We start from the raw sequence: 18167 nt of genomic DNA on the forward strand, positions 1-18167 counted from the left end.
TTCAGGCTCCGGAAAAATCATTGGGACGGGCGAGCAACATGGCCCGGCCACGGGAAAGCGAGACCGAGATCGGCCCCTCTGCGAGGTTGGATATCGTGCGCGACGAGCCGAAGGGCAACCGGAAATCCTGAAGGGGATAGCGGGCATTGCGGATCGTCAGGCCTTCAAGCGTGGTAAAGCCCAGCACGGAGAAAAGCGCGCCCTTGGGCAGTTCGAGCGCAAGCTCGCTCTGCTCGACAAAGGGATAGGCCTCTTCCTCGCCGGAGGTCAGCACCACTTCGTAGCCGTCTTCGACGAGGCCGAGGGCGTTCAGATAGTGCTGCAGCGCATGGTCGGAACGTTCGCCACCCAGGGCGCCTGCGAAAATCAGGCGGGTGGCGCCGCGGGCGATTGCCTCGGCCACCGCGATTTCTCCGTCGGTCACGGCCTTGGCGGCTGGATAGGTGCGTCGTTCGACGGTCGGAAACCGCGCAATCAGGTCAGCGTCGCTGCTGTCGAAATCACCGACCCAAAGCTCCGGTGTCACACCCAGGTTTGCCGCATGGCGCATGCCGCTGTCGGCCGCAATGACGCGGCTGCCATGCGTCAGTGCCCGCAGGCGATCGGTGACGGTCAGGCTGCCGCCGAGCAGGAGGGTGAACGAGGTCGAAGTCATGCGCCAGCCCTTAGCGCATCTTCACGGAAAAGGGAAAGGTCAATGCGGCAGGGGAGAGCTTGGGTGCCGGCAAACGAAAGGCCCGGACAAGGCCTTTGAGAGGCGATCCGGGCCTTTAGGTCTCAGCGCTTCTTGGTGGAAGACGCTTCGGCGCTTTTGATCTGCGTAGCAAAGGTCGAGACCGGGGCAGCGGAGGCCTTGGGCTTGTCCTGCTTCGGCTTTCTTACTTCGCGGTTCGAACGCTGTTGGCCTTTAGCCATGATGTGCTTTCCTTCTTCGGGGTGTTGGCAGGCGCCGGTGCCCGGGCAGATGCTTTGCTGCGGCTGGGATCGATGTCGGATTCGGCGATGCAACGGTCGAAGCTCTCGCTTTCGAACCGAACGCGGTACTGGCGGCTTCCACCCGTCTCGGGCAGTGTTGCCAGTACCTTGCAGGCACCATTGCTGCGAGCGAGACGGACGGGGCCGTCCTTCAGAACCACTGTGTCGCCAATGGAATAGACGTGTCTGGTCATGGGGTCTCCTGCAGCTGAGAAGCTGCGGTCGTGGCAGGCGTCCGAAGACCTGCGGATCAGACGAAACGTCCTGCCGGTGTTCGGGAGCCTGCCGTTGTGCGGATCTTGGCTGTCGGACAGTGCTGTCCGGACGGCTATAGTCGGGTCGTGGAGAAGGTCGGTGATGTCCGGTGCCGGAAAGTCCGTCCTTGCGGATGGGGCACTTGCAGACGGACACGCATCAGCGTTCGTGGAAAACAGCCTGTCAGATTGGCGCCAAAATACAAGCTTTATCTGGTGAAAGGGCGAAAGCGGGGCCGCGCTTGCGCCCCGTGACGCGCGTGACTAGGTTGCGGCCAAGGATGAACGAGGCTGAGACACGATGCAGTTCCAGGGGACCGCCGACTACGTTGCCGACAAGGATCTGATGATCGCGGTGAATGCCGCCATCCGTTTGGAGCGACCGCTGCTGGTCAAAGGTGAGCCTGGTACCGGCAAAACCGAGCTTGCCCGTCAGGTGGCTGCGGCTCTCGGGCTCGAGATGCTGGAATGGAATGTCAAATCGACGACCAAGGCGCAGCAGGGGCTCTACGAATATGATGCCGTCTCGCGCCTGCGCGACAGCCAGTTGGGCGACGGACGTGTCAACGACGTCAAGAATTACATTCGCCAGGGTAAGCTCTGGCAAGCCTTTGCCGCCGACAAGAAGTCCGTTCTGCTGATCGACGAGATCGACAAGGCGGATATCGAGTTTCCAAACGATCTGCTGCAGGAACTCGACCGCATGGAGTTCCATGTCTACGAGACGGGCGAGACGGTGAAGGCCCGGGTAAGGCCGATCGTCATCATCACCTCCAATAATGAGAAGGAGCTTCCCGACGCTTTCCTGCGACGCTGCTTCTTCCACTACATCCGCTTTCCCGATGCCGAGATCCTCGAGAAGATCGTCGAGGTCCACTATCCGGGCATCAAGAAGACGTTGCTGCGCAATGCACTCACCCAATTCTATGAGATCCGAGAAACGCCTGGGCTGAAGAAGAAGCCTTCGACATCGGAAGCGCTGGATTGGATCAGGCTTCTGGTCGCGGAGGATGTCGATCCGGCTGATCTGCGGGGCGAAGCGAAGAATGCGCTGCCGAAGCTGCATGGCGCACTGTTGAAGAACGAACAGGACGTGCATCTGTTCGAGCGTCTGGCGTTCATGGCACGACGGGACCGCTGATCCCGGTTGCCATCGGAGCGGCCCGGGCGGGTAGCAAAGCCGAAAACGAAAAAGGCCCCGCGAACGGGGCCTTCATGACAGAGGCGGCAGCCGATTATTCGGCCGAGTCGGCCGAATCTGCGTTCAGCTGGCCGTATTTCTCTTCGCCGATCTTGGAGAGAAGCTCGAGCTGCGTTTCGAGGAAGTCGATGTGGCCTTCTTCGTCGATCAGGAGCTGTTCGAAGATCTTCATCGAGACATAGTCGCCAGCCTGGTAACAGATGTCGCGCGAGGCCTTGTAGGAGGTGCGGGCGTCGTATTCGCCGGCGAGATCTGCCTCCAGCACTTCCTTGACGTTCTGGCCGATGCGCAGCGGGGCGACCTGCTGCAGGTTCGGGTGGCCTTCGAGGAAGATGATCCGGTCGATGATCTTGTCTGCGTGCTGCATTTCCTCGATCGACTCGGCGCGCTCCTTCTTGGCGAGCTTCGTGTAGCCCCAGTCGTTCAGCAGGCGGTAATGCAGCCAGTACTGGTTCACTGCGCCAAGTTCGAGAAACAGCGCCTCGTTGAGCCGTTCAATGACCTTCTGATCACCCTTCATGAATTTCTTCCTTCGTATGAAATCAATGATGGAACTCTAGCGCCACCATTGGAAGCTGTCGAGTGTTTTTTAGAAGGGTTCTAATTCGGACGGATCGCGCAATACGGCTATGACTAGGCAGGCGCACATGGCCGAGGGGTGCCTTATGGACAGTGGTCACGGCTACCGGCTTCGCAGGAGGCAAGCCAATTCAGATAGGATCTTGAGGTGATCTGGTTGAGGAGGTTCAGCCGGCAGCGCGGCGCGCGGCGGTCAAGGCCTGGCGGCGCTCGGCAAGCGCTGCCTTCTGCTCTTCATGGAACTGCTTCAGGCGCTCCATGAAGTTGATGACCTTGGTTTCCTCGGTCTTGCGCACGGCATGATATTCTTCGGTGGTGCGAATGATGAGGTCGACCACATTGGGGAAGCATCCGCAGCAGCGGCCGCGCTTGCCCATGGCGTGATACACTTTGCCGGGAACGATCAGCTGCCAACAGTCTTCATCGAGCATCTCGGTGATGACCGCCTTGATCTCCTTATCGGTGATGTAATTGCAGCTGCAGACCAGCATGGTCGGGGCACTCGACAAACATGACATTCACTGTCGTCTTTCTCGTAAACACGATGTCCTTTGTCAAGAAAAATCGCAGGCAAGCGGATAGATGTGATCGACCCTGCAACAGATCCGTCAGTGAAAGTTGCGGCCCTTCGGCATGAGATCCGCCATGGCGCTGCGGCGAGGATGGCCCGGCGGCGGTGCGGCAACCGGCAGCGCGGGCGCCGGCTTTGCCGGCATGGCGCGCGCCTGTTTCTCTCGCTTTGCCTGACGCGGGTCGATTGCCGGTCGGCGGACTTCGTCTGCATGGGCAAGCGTATCGAAGGTCTTCAAGTCTTCGAGCAGCAGGCCGAGCCGGGCGCTGGCATCGACCAGATGGTCGGCCACGACATGGATGACCCCATGGGCCTTTTGCAGGCGTCCACGCAGGGCAACCAGTCTTGCCCCCATGACGACCGGCCGATAGCGCTCGAAGACCTTCGGCCAGACGATGGCGTTTGTCGTGCCTGTCTCGTCCTCCAGCGTCATGAAGATCACGCCCTTGGCTGAACCCGGACGCTGGCGCACCAGAACCAGGCCTGCGATCTCCACCTTCGCCCCATGGGCCATGTTTTCAAGGTCGGCCGCCGATTTGAGACCTGCCCGATGCATGGCCTCGCGCAGGAAGGACAAGGGGTGGGCCTTGAGGGAAAAGGACAGGGTCCGATAATCGCTGAGGACTTCTTCGCCCGGCAGCATGCGAGGTAGGATCACCTCTGCCTCCTGCTGCAGATCGGCACCCGGAAGTGTCAGAAAAAGCGGCAGGTCTTCGACGGCCGCTCCCGCATCGAGCGCCTGGGCGGCCCAAAGCGCATCGCGTCGGTTGAGCCCGAGAGAGGAAAAGCAATCAGCATCGGCGAGTTTCTCGATCGCTGCGCGGGGCAGGCGCGTGCGCAGCCAGAGGTCCCGGACGGAATCATAGCCTTGCCCACGCTTCTCGACGAGAAGTGCCATCTCGCTCTCCGAGATACCTTTGATCTGGCGAAAACCAAGACGCACGGCGTGGCGGCTCTTGATCACGCGGGTCATGGAGCGGTGACGGGATGCAATGCGGGCGGGATCGAAGGCGGGCTGCTCCTGTTCGTCTCCTTCCAGCGTACAGTCCCAGACGGAATGATTGACGTCGACGGGCCTTATCTCGACGCCGTGCTCGCGGGCATCGCGCACCAGCTGGCCCGGCGCATAGAAGCCCATCGGCTGGGAATTCAGGATCGCGGCACAGAAGATGTCCGGATAGAAGGCCTTGAACCAGCAAGACACGTAGACGAGCAGCGCGAAAGAGGCCGCATGGCTTTCCGGGAAGCCATATTCGCCGAAACCCTCGATCTGGCTGAAGCAGCGGGCGGCGAAGTCCGGGTCGTACCCGCGTTCGACCATGCCTTCGACCATGCGCTTCTGGAAGCTGGAAACCTGACCAGTGCGGCGGAAGGTGGCCATGGCGCGGCGCAGCTTGTCGGCTTCGGCGGGTGTGAAGCCGGCCGCGGTGATGGCGATCTGCATGGCCTGTTCCTGGAAGAGCGGCACGCCCAGCGTACGCTCCAGCACCTGGCGGAGTTCGGGACTGGGATAGTCGATCGGCCGGCCCGCGAGTTTGTCCGCACGTCGCTTGAGATAGGGATGGACCATGTTGCCCTGGATCGGGCCGGGGCGGACGATGGCCACCTCGATGACCAGGTCGTAGAACTCGCGGGGTTTCAGCCGGGGCAGCATGCTCATCTGGGCCCGGCTTTCGATCTGGAAGACGCCGAGCGTATCGGCACGGCAGATCATGTCGTAGACTTCGCCGCGCTGGTCTTGGTTGACCGAGGCGAGGGTCTCGTGGCGCTCATAATGGCTGGAAAGCAGCTTGAAGGCCTTGGCCAGGCAGGTGAGCATGCCGAGCGCCAGCACGTCGATCTTGAGGATCTTCAGCGTATCGAGATCGTCCTTGTCCCATTCGACCATGTAGCGGCCGTCCGCCGTGTTCATGATCGGGACCACCTCGTCCAGACGATCCCGGGTGATGACAAAGCCGCCGACATGCTGGGAGAGATGTCTGGGAAAATTCTGCAAGGCCTGGGCATAGGCGAGGACGTGGCGGGTGGTCGGATCCTTGAGGTCGAGCCCGGCGGCCTTTGCCTGATCCTCGGTGAAATCGCTGGTCCACCAGCCCCAGATCGAGCCGGCAAGCGCCGATTGAACATCATCCGACATGCCGAATGCCTTGGCGACCTCGCGGCCGGCCGAGCGGGCGCGGTAGCTGATGACGGCGGCCGTCAGCGCCGCATGTTCCCGGCCATAGGTCTCGTAGATGAACCGGATGACCTCTTCTCGCTTCTCGTGCTCGAAGTCGACATCGATGTCAGGCGGCTCATCGCGTTCGGTGGACAGGAAGCGATCAAAAAGCAGGGTCGTCTTTTGTGGGTCCACTTCGGTGATGCCGAGGCAGAAGCAGACGGCGGAATTGGCCGCAGAACCGCGGCCCTGGCAGAGAATGCCCACATCGCGCGCATGGCAGACGATGCGGTAGACCGTCAGAAAATAGGGCTCGTAACGCTTCTCGGCGATCAGCTTGAGCTCATAGTCGAGAAGGCCGAGGACCTTGCGCGGGATTTCATCCGGGTAGCGCTTTCGTGCGCCTTCATAGGTGAGCCGACGCAGCGCCAAGGCCGGAGATTCGCCGTCGAAGATCTCGTCGGGATACTGGTGGGACAGTTCATCGAGAGAGAATTGAAGCCGGCTAAAGAAATGGACATTGTTGTCGATGGCTTCCGGCCAGGCGCGGAACAGGCGCGCCATTTCGGCCGGGCTCTTCAGGTGCCGTTCGGCATGGGCATGCAGGCGCAAGCCGGCTTCGGCAATCGGCACATGCTCTCGGATCGCCACGACCACGTCGGCCACGGGTTTGCGTTCCGGGGCATGGTAGAATGCATCGTTTGTCGCGATGAGCGGAAGACCGAGCCTTCTGGCTATCCCGTCGAGTTCGCCGAAGGTCTTGTTGTCGAGGCCGTCATAGCGGGGAACGAGGGCCAGATGCAGGCGATCCCCAAGCCAGGGTCTGATATGGGCAAGCGCCGTCTCGAACCTCTCGACATCGGCCACTTTGGGCAGTGAAGGCGGTATGGCAACAAACAGAAGATGTTCCGACCAGTCGCGGAGATCCGTCTCCCAAAGCGTGCAGATGCCCTTTTTCGAACGCATATTACCGGCGCTCAGCATTCGACAGAGATTGCCCCACCCCTTGCGGTTCATCGGATAGGCGAGAAGCTCCGGCGTGCCGTCCTCAAAGAGGAGACGGGCACCCGGGCGAAATTCCAGACCGTTCAGCTTGGCCGAAGCATGCAGGCGCACGACACCAGCAACCGTATTGCGATCGGCAAGACCGAGGCCGGAAAGGCCAAGGGAAAGTGCCTGTTCCACCAGTTCTTCGGGATGGGAGGCGCCATCCAGAAAGGAGAAATTGCTCCGCAGTCCGATCTCGTAAAAGGGCCTCATGGTCATCAGTGTGCCTCACGCAAAGAAGCCCTGGAGGAACCAGGTCGGGTGGACGGTTCGCCGCTCGTAGAGGCCCTGGCGATAAAGCCAGAATCGTTGGCCTTCGGTGTCCTCGATGCGGAAATAATCCCGCGGCGGGGCATCCTCGCCATCGACCCACCATTCCGGGGCAAGCCGTTCCGGTCCTTCTGCGCGCAGGATGCGCCGCTGGACACGACGCCAGCGGAAGCTTGCCGGCGGACCGTCCGGCACGGCAGACATGACCTCGACCTCTTCAGGGCGATCGAGCAGCCGCAAGGGACGCAGGCCTCGAACCGGCCTTGCGGCCACATCCGTTCGGGCCCCCGGGAGATCGAGGCCCTTCAGCGCATCGCTCGCCGTCGCATGCATTGTCGCTCTCTCTGGCCAATGGCTGGCAAGCGGCACAGGCAGGCGCAAAGCACGCTCGCCCAAACGGGCTGAAACCTGATCCAGGAAGCGGGTAAGGCCTTCGCAGTTGCCCTCTTCTCCGGCGAGGGCGGGTTGGCGGGCATCGAAAGTTTCGCTCAAGAGAACGTTGAGGCGGACGAGTTCGAAGCCGAAGCCGGCGTCGAGATCATCCCGCAGCACGGCGAGCCGCTCCTCGAACAGCGACCGGATGCGGGTTGCATCCCGCAAAGGGGCGGAGGCGCTGACCTCGATGCGGAAGACACAGCCGTCAACGCGGAATACCAGAAGTTCGAAGAGGCGACCGCCTTCGCCGCGAGCCTCAAGCGACGTCTTCAGGCCTGCTGCCAGGCGGCCCGAGAGATCAAGGACCTGATCCTCGGTCATGATCGGTTCGGCGAGGCGGCGTTCGGCGGACAGGAGCGGCAGATGGCGGCGCGGCGAGATCGGTTCGCCTTCCCGGCCGAGAGCCTGATCAAGACGCAGCATCGGACCTGCGCCGAAGCGGCGCGTGATGGGTGGTCTGGAGGCTGCGAGCAGGTCGGCAACCGTCTTCAGGCCAACCCGGGCGAGATCGATGACCGTTTGGGGCTCGAGGCGCAGCGATGCGAGAGGCAGGGGGGCAAGTGCAGCGGCTGCCTCGGATGGTGTGACACGCTGCGGACCGCCAAAGCGGCTACAGGCGCGTGCGAGGCCCGGTGTCGGGCCGACCGCAATGCGGACGGCGAGGCCGAAAGCCGTCAGGCGGCGCTCGGCATCCTCGAGCAGTTTTTCTTCGCCACCGAAGAGATGGGCGCAGCCGGTGATATCCAGCATCAGGCCGTCGTCACCGTCCAGGGCCACCAAGGGGGTATAGCGGTCGCACCAGTCAGCGATGGCGTTGAGCAGCGCGCGGTCTGCTGCGGGATCCGCCTCGATCACGTCGAGGTCCGCACAGATGGCACGCGCTTCGGCCAGACCTTGTCCGATCCGCAGACCAAAGGTTTCCGATGTCTCGTCCAGTGCCGTGATGCGCATGGCATTCGCGACCCGGCCGGCACAGGCCAGCGGCGGATATTCAGGATGCGCGGTCGAGACGGGGGGCAAACGCCAGGAGAGACCCCATCGACGCCGGGCGATGCGGTCTGTCGGCAGTTTGGGGAAAAAGAGCGAGAGGATGCGGCGATCCGAGACCAGATGATTTGAAATGGTCGTAGAGGTGAAGGCGGCGTTCATCGGAATTCCACTCCAGAATGAGTTCGGGTGAGCCCGGGATGCGGGATTTCTCAAGTGTGATGTGAAAGACGGGTGACCCGATGCTGCCGCCCAGCAGGGACCCGTCGGCGAGATGCCGCGCCGCCGCCGGCGCGGGTTCGACAGCCAGGCGAAGAAGGGCGCTCGACGCTTCTTCCTCGCCCGCCTGGCGTAGAACCAAAAGCCTGCCACCGGTGGCGCGGGCCTTCAGGCTCAGGCGCCGGCTCTCGGTGAGGCCGAATTTCTTGGGGTTGCCATGTACTTCCAGCAGTATGGCGGAAAAGGCCCGGGAGGTGAGTGCTGCCTCGACAAGCCAGAGCGCATCCTCCAGGCGGCGCGGCAAGGCATGGACCAAAGTCAGTGGTGACAGCCCGAAATCGAGAAGGCCCGGCGCATAAGCGAGGCCTGCTTCGCGCACGACATGGGGATCGGCGACGAAAAGCAGGCGCTGCCTCGCCGCTTCATCCCTTTCCATGGCCATGAGCGCCAGAGCCATGCCAAAGCCCATCACGGCCCCGGACTGTTGCAGCCTTTGGCCCCTCATTTCGAGCAGATTTCCCGGGGCCAGCATCTGGCCCATCAGGGCGTCAAAGAGGTCCTGTTGGTCCGTGCCCGGCGCGCGATCCGGAGTTTTCGGCTCTGCCGTTGCTGCCAAGCGCGCGACATGATCAGGCTTTCCCTCGATCCGGGCAATCGCCTCCCGCAGGGCAAAAAGCGTCTCGCGCGTCTGAGGGCTCTCGCCCATGACGATCTCTCCTGATGAATTGTTCTCTATTTGTTCCTATGGATTCCAGAGCTGCCCGAAAGAGTCAACCGGATTCAAATGAGAATTTATTCCTTGATTGAATTCACTCTCGAAATGGCGCGGCAAAACGCCTATATGTTCGCCAAGTAAGGAGTATCCATGGCCCGCATAGACCAGAGCGAGGATTGGCGCGAACGGCATGCCCCGACGATCAGCACATTCGAGTCGCTGGCGATCGAGGCTTATGGCCACCTGCCGCAAGAATTCCGCGACCTGAGCAAGGATCTCATCATCGAGATCACTGATTTCCCGACCGACGAAGTGTTCGAAGACATGGCGCTCGAAACGCCCTTCGACCTGCTTGGTCTGTTCGAAGGGCGGGGAATTTCAGAACGGTTTTCCATGGAAACCGGCATGATGCCGAACCGCATCATTCTCTATCGTCGTCCGATCCTCGATTACTGGGCGGAGAACGAAGAGACGCTGGGTGATATCATCACCCATGTGCTGATCCACGAAATCGGCCACCATTTCGGCCTGTCGGACGACGACATGGAGCGGATCGAGGAAAGTGCCGAAGAAGCGGCCTCTGCCGAGCGGTAACTCTCGTCATTCGCGCGGCCGCGATCGGTGACGTTTCCGGTCTGCGCATGCACTCTGCTTTTCCAGAGCTTAGCCTGTCTGCCCGAACCGTGACCGATAGGCCGTCGGGCTGATATCCAATCGCGTGCGAAAATGATGGCGCAGCGTTGCCGGCGTGCCAAAGCCTGAGGCGATGGCGATGTCATCGAGCGACAGTGCTGACCGCCTTTCCAGGAGGTCGCAGGCATGGCGCAGTCTCCGGGTGAGGAGAAACTCGCCGGGGCTCGTGCCGGTCAGGTCGTGGAACCGGCGCTGGAACGTTCTTGTGCTCATTCCGGCTCGGGTGGCCATCTCCGCAAGCGTCACCTCGCGCTCCAAATTGGCGTCGATCCACTCGATCAGCGGCCCCAGCCGCTGGCCCTCACGCTCCTCAGGCACGGGTCTCACGATAAATTGCGCCTGGCCGCCCTCGCGATGGGGCGGAACGACAAGCCGACGCGCGACGCTGTTGGCGGCTTCCGCACCAAAATCGCGGCGCACGACATGGAGGCAGAGATCGATGCCAGCCGCACTGCCGGCCGCCGTCAGGATCTCGCCTTCGTCCACATAGAGCACATCCGGGTCGAGGTGGATTTCTGGATGACGGGCAGCAATGGTATCGGCGTAACGCCAATGCGTCGTGGCCCGGCGGCCGTCGAGCAGGCCGGTGGCGGCGAGGACTGCGACGCCGGAGCAGAGCGACATCAGTCGCGCACCTCGGTTGTGGGCGGCGCGCAAGGCTTGAAGCAGTGGATCGGGAACAGGTTCTGTTATCCCGCGCCAGCCGGGGACGACGATAAGGTCAGCTTCTTCCAGCAGTTCCAGCCCGCCGCCTGCGGTGACGCTCAGTCCGCCGGCCGCGCGCAGAGGACCCGACTCGATCGCAGCCGTCATGTGGCGATACCAGCCTTCACCCATTTCCGGCCGGGCAAGGCCGAACACTTCCACGCCAACTCCGAATTCGAAGGTACAGAGCCCGTCATAGGCCAAGGTGACGACGCGCGGGCCGGTCAGTGTCAATTCGGTGAAGGCAGATGGTCTTGTCGTCATTGGCGTGATCTTTACGCATCTTGTCATTCACGCCAATTTCGCTGATGTGAGCAAAAAGGCAAGGTCCGCTCATCGTCCAGATGAAAGGAACCCGTCATGCCGAGCCTCGTCAGTGAAATCCCCGCCGCCGATCCCGCCCTCGTCGCTGCACATTATGCCGCGCGGCTCGCCTTCGAGACCGATTGCTGGGACGTGAATGAGGTAATGAGTCGGGGTGATCAGGACTTCGTGTTGCTCGACGTGCGTGGGCCAAAGCTGTTCGAACGGGGTCACGTGCCCGGTGCGATCAACCTGCCGCATGGCAAGATGACCGAACGGAAGATGGCGGAATGGCCCGAAGATACGCTGTTCGTCGTCTATTGCGCCGGACCGCATTGCAACGGCACCGATCGGGCGGCGCTTCGGCTTGCGCGGTTGGGGCGCAGGGTCAAGGTGATGATCGGCGGCATGACCGGCTGGGCGGATGAAGGTTTTGCCGTTGGGACCGGCACTAGTGCTGCTGCCTGATGGCGTGTCAGGCAGTAGGGCGGCTCCGAGGAGCCGCCCTTCAAAGGATCGGGATCAGCGGACCCGGCGCAAGACCATGCCGGCATGGTAGAGGACACCATCGCGAAAATCGCCGTCAGCGGTAAAGCCCGTGTCGTCCCAATAGTCGATGTGGGTTCCGGTTACCTCGTAGCGGCCGAGATAGGCCCGCTCGCGATTGCCGCGTGCTTCGACATAGCGGTTGTTGGGCAGAAGTTCGTGGCGGATATGCCCGTCCTCCGTCACCCATAGACCGACATAGGGATGGCTTGCCTGGGTGTCACCGGTCACGGAGTGAGCTCTCCCTTTCCCAGCACACCGGCAATGGTTTCGGGTTCGACGACCCAGGCATAGTTCAGCTCCTGGCGGATCTTCCAGGCGCCATCCGTGCAGGTCCAACCAAGCTGAGAACGCCCGTCAAAGGCCAGAACCTCCCCATTCAGCCGTTCGAGACGGCCGACAAAGCCGAGCGTGGTGGAGGCAACCTTGCCATCTATCAGCTGGTCATGGCCTGAGGTCAGACCGTGGAGAACGGAGCGTGCGGCATTTTGCAGATCTTCCCAGTTGGAGCCGTAGCGGCTGGAATCGTTGAAGAGCTGCGTCTTGCCGGGGGCGAAGTTGTCGTAGAACACGCCTTTTGTCTGCTTGAGATCGTAATAGCGTTGCATCTTCGTGGCGAAGACAAAGGCGGGGTCGCCTTCGCGCCGTTCCCAGCCTTCCATGATCCAGTCACGGTGCAGTTCCAGCGGGCTTTCTGCGCCTGATGTGGCGCAAGCTGTATCGGCGGCGGCCGCCTGGGTCAGGACCATGGGGAGGGTGGCGAGGACAAGCGCGCCTGTCAGGATCGATCTGATGGTGATGGTCATTGAGAAATCCTCTCGTCTTGTGGGTCGGCGCGGATTGCTTTGCCGATGCAAGGGACCCTAGACGGGTGGCGTTGTCGTCGGTATCCATCTGATGATGACCAGATTGGTGAGTAAGGCTTTACAATGATGCTGGATCTGAACCTGTTGCCGCTGTTTCTCGCGGTTGCCGAGGAGCAGAGTTTTGCCGCCGCCGCCCGGCGCCTCGGTGTCACCCGTTCGGCTGTCAGCCAGGGCGTTCAGCGACTGGAAAACGCCTGTGGCATCGCGCTTGTGGTGCGCACGACGCGCAGCGTTCGGCTCACCGAAGCCGGGACGAGACTGTTGGCGATGCTTGGCCGTCCGATGGCGGATATCGGGGCAGCGCTTGAGGATCTCGGCGGAGACATCAGGCCGGCGGGGCACTTGAAGATTGCCGTCACCTCGATTGCCGACGCCTTTCTGTCCGGGCCGCTGCTTGGCAGCTTTGCCGAGGCTCATCCTGATATCACTATCGATGTGACGGTGACCGACGAGACCTGGGATATCGTTTCCCGTGGCTTCGATGCGGGCGTGCGGCTGGGCGAGGTGATCGAAAAGGATATGGTGGCGATCCCGCTGACGGGTGCGCAATGCGAGGCAGTGGTTGCCTCACCCGCCTATCTTGCCCGTCACGGTGTGCCGCAGCATCCGAAGGAGCTTGCTCAGCATCGCTGCATCGGCTGGCGACCGGCGCCGGACGAGGTTCCGGCACCCTGGGAGTTCGAGGAGGACGGGCGCAGCTTCGACGTGGCGATTACGCCGCAGCTCACCACCAACGATCTGCGGTTGATGCTCCGCATGGCGCTGGCGGGTGCAGGGCTCACCTATGCGGTGCGCGAGACCTTCGAGCCATATCTCGAAAGCGGCGAACTCGTCTCGGTTCTCGATGGCTATCTGAAGCCCTATCCGGGCTTCTATCTCTACTTTCCCAATCGCCGCAACATGGCGCCCAAGCTGCGTGCTCTCGTCGATCACGTGCAGCGCTATCGGCGGGTCCAGCGCACAGGCTGAGGGCCAACCTTACTTTGCCAGATGGGCGAACTCTGCGACGACCTCTTCATAGACGCGGCGCTTGAAGGGCACGATCAAATCCGGCAATTCCTGCATAGGCTTCCAGGCCCAGGCATCGAATTCCGCCTCGTGACCACCAGGCGGCGGGTTGATGGCGATCTCGCTTTCGTCGCCTTCGAAGCGGAAGGCGAACCAGCGCTGGGTCTGGCCGCGGAACTTGCCCTTCAGGCCGATGCCGATCAGTTCTGCGGGCAGATCGTAATTGATCCAGCGGCTTGCCTCGGCCAGAAGCGACACCGTCTTCATGCCGGTTTCCTCGTAGAGTTCGCGCATGGCGGCGGGCAGCGCATCTTCGCCGGGATCGATGCCGCCTTGCGGCATCTGCCAGAGCTGTGGCGAGCCGTCATATTCGGAATTGCCTTCTGCAATACGCCGGCCAGACCAGACCAGACCTTCCCGGTTGAGCACCATGATCCCGACGCAGGGACGATAGGGAAGATCCTCGGCCTTTACCTTGGGCTTGTTCGACGGGTGATCGGTCATGGTGTCCTCAGGGTCTGTTTTCGTTGGCCAGCGCAGAGACGCCGACAAATTCGATGCCGCGGGCGACAGCCTCGTTGCGCCACTCGGCGACGGCTGCAATCGTTTCGTCGAAGGCGGCACCAACGCCGATCGCCTGGCCATTGCGCCGTGCGATGCGCTCCAGTTCGTCGAGCTTGGCAAGGATCGCCTGACGATCAACCTGGGCGTCGATCATGACGTCTGCATAGGCGTGCGGGATGCCGATTGCCTTGGCGAAATCGCCTGAGAGCGATCGTGCGGTCGATCCGTCATCGAGGAACATCAGGCCGCGTTGACCGATGTCGCGCATGACCGGATCCATGGCCTTGTCGTCGGCCATGAAGCGGGCGCCCATGTAGTTCATGATCCCGGTGTAATTGGTGATCTGCGCCATTGCCTGGTGGAGGTTGGCAAGATTGCTGGCTGCTGCCTTTTCGGCCAGGAGGGTGCCCCGTCCCGGATCCATGGCGGGATAGTCGAAGGGCTCCATCGGCACCTGCAGGACGATCTCGTGTCCCTTGCGGCGTGCCTCCTGCATCCAGCGCTGCAAGCTGTTGCCGGTTGCGGCAAAGGCGAGCGTGATGTCTTCGGGGAGGTCGGTGACGGCCTTCTGGCTGCCGGTCTGGCTGAGACCGATGCCGCCGATGACGATCGCGATCCGGGTACCCCGCGCACCGGACCATCGCCGGGCGTAGAAATCGACGGGGCGAAGACCGGAGGCGGAGACGGTTGGAAGCTCTCCGGCATCCGTCAATTCGATCAGATCTTCATTGGGCTGTCCGGCAAGACGGGGATCCTGGGTGGAGCTTGCGCCGATGACGACGGGACCCTGCCGGGCATTCGGACTGAAGGTGGTGACGGTATTGCCGTCTGCCGTCGTGGTGCGGCGGATCACGGCGCCGTCGTTCGGGCCGCTGGTGGCCAAGCCTCTGGGGCTTTCCGTCGGATCGATCGCCGTCTCGTTTTCGGCAACGGTCTTTGCTTCCGGAGGCGTGGGTGTCAGACCGATCGGTGGTTCGGTGCGCAGTGCCACCGGCGAGAGTGCCGTCCATGCAGACAGGCCTGTCAGCGCCAGAACTGCAATCACCGATGACACGGTGGACAGGCGGAGGCGCCCGCCTCTCCGGTTCTTGTCCTTTCGCTCCTGACCGAGCGGTGCATGAAGGTCCATGCGAAACTTCCAGTGATGCCGAAGGCCCAGATACGAAAAGGCCGCCCGCGCATCATCGATACGCGGGCGGCCAATTCAAGTGCTTTACTGAAGCGACGCCTTCTGAGGATCGGCCGGGAAGGCCGGATCGTTCTTTACGCCGCGCAGCAGATCGAGCGCATAGTTGAGCTGGACGTCGTCCTTGGCTTCCGGCGGCACGTAAGCGACGGAGCCTGAGCCTTCCTCGCTCTCGTTCTGGCCCTTGATATGGCCAGGCAACGAGGATTCGCCTTCGGTGCGAACCTTGCCCTGGAGTTCTTCCGGCAGCGGCTGGTCGACCTTGATATCCGGCTCGATGCCGGTGCCCTGGATCGACTTGCCCGACGGCGTGTAATAGAGCGCCGTCGTCAGGCGCAACGCACCCTTTTCGCCCATCGGGATGATCGTCTGAACCGATCCCTTGCCGAAGGAGCGGGTGCCAAGCACCGTCGCACGCTTCAGGTCCTGCAGAGCGCCGGCCACGATCTCGGATGCCGAGGCAGAGCCGCCGTTGACCAGCACGATGACTGGCTTGCCATCGGTCAGATCGCCTGCCGTCGCGTTGAAGCGACGGGTGTCCTGCGGATCGCGCGAACGGGTGGAGACGACTTCGCCACGCTCCAGGAAGGCGTCAGAGACGTAGATCGCCTGGTCGAGAAGGCCGCCCGGATTGAGGCGCAGGTCGAGGACATAGCCCTTCAGCTTGTCGCCCGGCAATTCCTTCTTGATCTTCTCGATCGCGGCTTCCAGGTCGTCATAGGTCTTCTCGGTGAAGGAGATGACGCGGAGATAGCCGACATCGCCCTCGACGCGCGACTTGACGGCACGGATCGGAATGATTTCGCGCGTGACGCTGAGCTCGATCGGCTTGTCGGCGCCTTCGCGCAGGATGGTCAGCTTGATCGGTGTGTTGACCGCGCCGCGCATCTTCTCGACAGCTTCCTCGAGCTTCAGACCGCGAACACTTTCGCCGTTGATCTCGGAGATGAAGTCGCCGGCGAGGATGCCAGCCTTGGCGCCGGGCGTATCATCGATCGGGGTGATGACCTTGACCAACTCTTCTTCCATCGTGACTTCGATGCCGATGCCGCCGAATTCACCGCGGGTCTGGGTCTGCATGTCAGCCGCATCCTTGGCGTTCATGTAGACAGAATGCGGGTCGAGCGAGGTCAACATGCCATTGATGGCACTTTCGACCAGCTTGTTCTCGTCTGGCGGCGTGACGTATTGGGCGCGGATGCGCTCGAAGACGTCGCCGAAGATGGAGAGTTCTTTATAGGTAGAATTGCCCGCCGCTTGCGCCGGAACACCTGCCGAATAGATGACGCTCATCGCAGTTGCGCCCATCAGTGCGCCGACGAGAAGAAGAGAGACCCTACGTATCATTCTGTGCCTTTCCAGAATCGCCTCCGGCCCACCAGGGACGGGAATCAACCGGTTTACCGTCTTTCCGAAGTTCAATGTAAAGCGTCGGCCGATCGGTTTCCAGCGCCAAAGCGGTGGCGCTTGCCACTCTTTTCTCACCCATGGTCGCCAGAGGCTCCCCGGAGAGCACGAACTTGCCTTGACTGGTGCTGATCCGGTCCATGCCCGATAGCACCATGTGATAGCCGTCGCCCGTGTTCAGAATGATCATCTGGCCGTAGCTTCGGAAATTTCCAGCAAACACCACCCATGCATCCGCCGGTGCGGTCACGAGCGCGCCGGGCTGTGAGGCAATAACGACGCCCTGAGCCTGGTGGCCTGTTCCGTCCGGATCACCGAACTGCCGCAGGGTCTCGCCGGCAACCGGCAATTCCAGTTTCTGCTTCAGATCAGAGAAAGGATATGCTGGCGCAATGCGGTTTTTATCGGGCAGTCCAGACTGGGCGAGCTCCAGGGCGCGGGCCCGTTGCTCCTCGCTCATCTGGCTTCTTTTCAGCTCTTCTGCCCTCGCCAACTCGGCCGCCTGCCGCACCGAGGTGATCTCGTTTTCCAGCGAGCGGATCAGCGCTTCCATCGTCGACGCTCGCTCGGCAAGTGCCTCTGATTGCTTACGTTCGGCCTGAAGCTGGAGGGAGTTGGTGCGGGCGAGCCTCTCGTTTTCCGCCACCAGCAAGTCCATCCGCCGCTCTTCTTCCTGACGGTTGGCGATGGCGGCAACCATGCCATCCATTTCCTTTTTCCCGGCGTCACGGAGCGCGATCAACTCTTCGAGATCAGCGGCCAGCTTGTCCGTCTCGTGGCGGATCCCGGGTACGACTGCGCCGAGCAGGATCGCGGTGCGCACCGAGCCCAAGGCATCCTCGGGGCTGACGAGAAGAGCGGGCGGCGGGTTCCGTCCCATGCGCTGGAGGGCTGCGAGAACCTCAGCCAGCATCGACCGACGTTCGCGGAAGGAGGCCCGGATATTGTCCTCACGCAGGCCGATGTCAGCCAGGCGTTTCTCGCCTTCGCTGATCTGCTTCTCGATATCCTTGCGCCGCTGGGCAGACTCGATCAGGGCCGTCTTCAGGCTCTCCGAGGTCTTCTCGAGATCGTCGATGCTTTTCTGCAGTTCTGTCGTCTTTTCTTCCGACAGCTTCATGCTGGACGCGATGGCCTGCAGTTCGGCGCTGACCTGATCGCGTTTGGAGCGCAGTTCCAGCGCCGGGTCGGGTGCTGGCTCCGCGACGACACGGTCGCCTGCCTGAGCTACGGTTGTCGGCAGCGATCCCGTTGTCGTGCCAGAGGCCGGTGCCGGGGTCTGCTGGGCTCGGGTTGAAATCGGCGAAGCCGAAGCCAGGAGGCTTCCCAGAAGGCAAGCCATCGCCAGACCGACCTTGTGGCGGCGGCCTTCAATGACGGCTGCTGTATCTCTGGCGACAATGGGCAAGGGCTCTATCCGGTTCGGCCGCGAAAATACGCTGATTTGCGGCCAAGGCAAAGCATTGCCTCGCCGATCG

General features: G+C 62.0%; 18 protein-coding genes. 4 read left to right on the top strand and 14 right to left on the bottom strand.

The annotated features are described in order from the left end of the window. Position 1: 1 nt before the first annotated feature. A complete protein-coding gene (locus AC02Y0_RS19695; RefSeq protein ID WP_476380668.1) occupies positions 2-655 on the bottom strand; it encodes a thiamine diphosphokinase in 654 nt (217 codons plus the stop codon). Between the two features lie 223 nt (positions 656-878). Continuing rightward, positions 879-1169 carry a cold-shock protein gene (locus AC02Y0_RS19700; protein WP_476380670.1) on the bottom strand — a complete coding sequence of 97 codons (291 nt, stop codon included), beginning with the start codon at positions 1167-1169 and terminating at the stop codon, positions 879-881. Positions 1170-1530: 361 nt separating this feature from the next. Between AC02Y0_RS19700 and AC02Y0_RS19705 the strand changes: the two genes are divergently transcribed. Next, entirely contained in the window at positions 1531-2370 is an 840-nt protein-coding gene (locus AC02Y0_RS19705) for an AAA family ATPase (RefSeq protein ID WP_476380672.1), read from the top strand. A 94-nt stretch (positions 2371-2464) separates the two neighbouring features. On the opposite strand, the gene bfr is transcribed toward AC02Y0_RS19705, so the two are convergent. The 5 genes from bfr to AC02Y0_RS19730 form a co-directional block, all read right to left on the bottom strand. Next, entirely contained in the window at positions 2465-2950 is a 486-nt protein-coding gene (bfr, locus tag AC02Y0_RS19710; RefSeq protein ID WP_143708350.1) for a bacterioferritin, read from the bottom strand. A 226-nt stretch (positions 2951-3176) separates the two neighbouring features. After that, on the bottom strand, positions 3177-3500 hold the full coding sequence (locus tag AC02Y0_RS19715; protein ID WP_102021108.1) for a (2Fe-2S)-binding protein: 324 nt from the start codon (positions 3498-3500) through the stop codon (positions 3177-3179). Between the two features lie 117 nt (positions 3501-3617). Next, positions 3618-6998 carry an error-prone DNA polymerase gene (locus tag AC02Y0_RS19720; protein ID WP_476384094.1) on the bottom strand — a complete coding sequence of 1127 codons (3381 nt, stop codon included), beginning with the start codon at positions 6996-6998 and terminating at the stop codon, positions 3618-3620. A 15-nt stretch (positions 6999-7013) separates the two neighbouring features. Further along, entirely contained in the window at positions 7014-8441 is a 1428-nt protein-coding gene (locus tag AC02Y0_RS19725) for a Y-family DNA polymerase (RefSeq protein ID WP_476384095.1), read from the bottom strand. 40 nt (positions 8442-8481) lie between these two features. Continuing rightward, the gene (locus tag AC02Y0_RS19730; protein ID WP_476380674.1) at positions 8482-9402 is read right to left on the bottom strand and encodes an ImuA family protein; all 921 of its coding nucleotides are present in this window, start codon (positions 9400-9402) and stop codon (positions 8482-8484) included. Positions 9403-9561: 159 nt separating this feature from the next. Here AC02Y0_RS19730 and AC02Y0_RS19735 point away from each other — a divergent pair, with 159 nt between their 5' ends. After that, positions 9562-10005: a metallopeptidase family protein gene (locus tag AC02Y0_RS19735; RefSeq protein ID WP_444556822.1), complete on the top strand. Its 444-nt coding sequence runs from the start codon at positions 9562-9564 to the stop codon at positions 10003-10005. A gap of 69 nt (positions 10006-10074) precedes the next feature. On the opposite strand, the gene ftrA is transcribed toward AC02Y0_RS19735, so the two are convergent. After that, entirely contained in the window at positions 10075-11100 is a 1026-nt protein-coding gene (ftrA, locus tag AC02Y0_RS19740) for a transcriptional regulator FtrA (protein WP_476380676.1), read from the bottom strand. Positions 11101-11169: 69 nt separating this feature from the next. Here ftrA and AC02Y0_RS19745 point away from each other — a divergent pair, with 69 nt between their 5' ends. Continuing rightward, positions 11170-11580: a rhodanese-like domain-containing protein gene (locus AC02Y0_RS19745; RefSeq protein WP_476380678.1), complete on the top strand. Its 411-nt coding sequence runs from the start codon at positions 11170-11172 to the stop codon at positions 11578-11580. Positions 11581-11634: 54 nt separating this feature from the next. Here the strand turns inward: AC02Y0_RS19745 and AC02Y0_RS19750 are convergent, their stop codons facing one another. Continuing rightward, positions 11635-11889, bottom strand: a complete 255-nt coding sequence (locus tag AC02Y0_RS19750; RefSeq protein ID WP_476380680.1) for an Atu4866 domain-containing protein — start codon at positions 11887-11889, stop codon at positions 11635-11637. Next, on the bottom strand, positions 11886-12407 hold the full coding sequence (locus tag AC02Y0_RS19755) for a hypothetical protein (protein WP_476384096.1): 522 nt from the start codon (positions 12405-12407) through the stop codon (positions 11886-11888). Before AC02Y0_RS19755 ends, AC02Y0_RS19750 begins: the two co-directional genes overlap by 4 nt. 180 nt (positions 12408-12587) lie before the next feature. Between AC02Y0_RS19755 and AC02Y0_RS19760 the strand changes: the two genes are divergently transcribed. After that, entirely contained in the window at positions 12588-13493 is a 906-nt protein-coding gene (locus AC02Y0_RS19760) for a LysR family transcriptional regulator (RefSeq protein ID WP_476380682.1), read from the top strand. Between the two features lie 9 nt (positions 13494-13502). On the opposite strand, the gene AC02Y0_RS19765 is transcribed toward AC02Y0_RS19760, so the two are convergent. The 4 genes from AC02Y0_RS19765 to AC02Y0_RS19780 form a co-directional block, all read right to left on the bottom strand. Next, positions 13503-14036 (bottom strand): RNA pyrophosphohydrolase, encoded by a 534-nt coding sequence (locus AC02Y0_RS19765; RefSeq protein WP_476380684.1) that lies wholly within the window; start codon positions 14034-14036, stop codon positions 13503-13505. A 7-nt stretch (positions 14037-14043) separates the two neighbouring features. Then, the gene (locus AC02Y0_RS19770; RefSeq protein WP_476380686.1) at positions 14044-15225 is read right to left on the bottom strand and encodes a divergent polysaccharide deacetylase family protein; all 1182 of its coding nucleotides are present in this window, start codon (positions 15223-15225) and stop codon (positions 14044-14046) included. 84 nt (positions 15226-15309) lie between these two features. Continuing rightward, positions 15310-16629, bottom strand: coding sequence for a S41 family peptidase (locus tag AC02Y0_RS19775; RefSeq protein WP_102021100.1), 1320 nt, complete (start codon positions 16627-16629; stop codon positions 15310-15312). Continuing rightward, on the bottom strand, positions 16619-18031 hold the full coding sequence (locus AC02Y0_RS19780; protein ID WP_476384097.1) for a murein hydrolase activator EnvC family protein: 1413 nt from the start codon (positions 18029-18031) through the stop codon (positions 16619-16621). Before AC02Y0_RS19780 ends, AC02Y0_RS19775 begins: the two co-directional genes overlap by 11 nt. Positions 18032-18167: the final 136 nt, after the last annotated feature.

This window comes from Allorhizobium sp. nf9_anc (assembly GCF_056323085.1).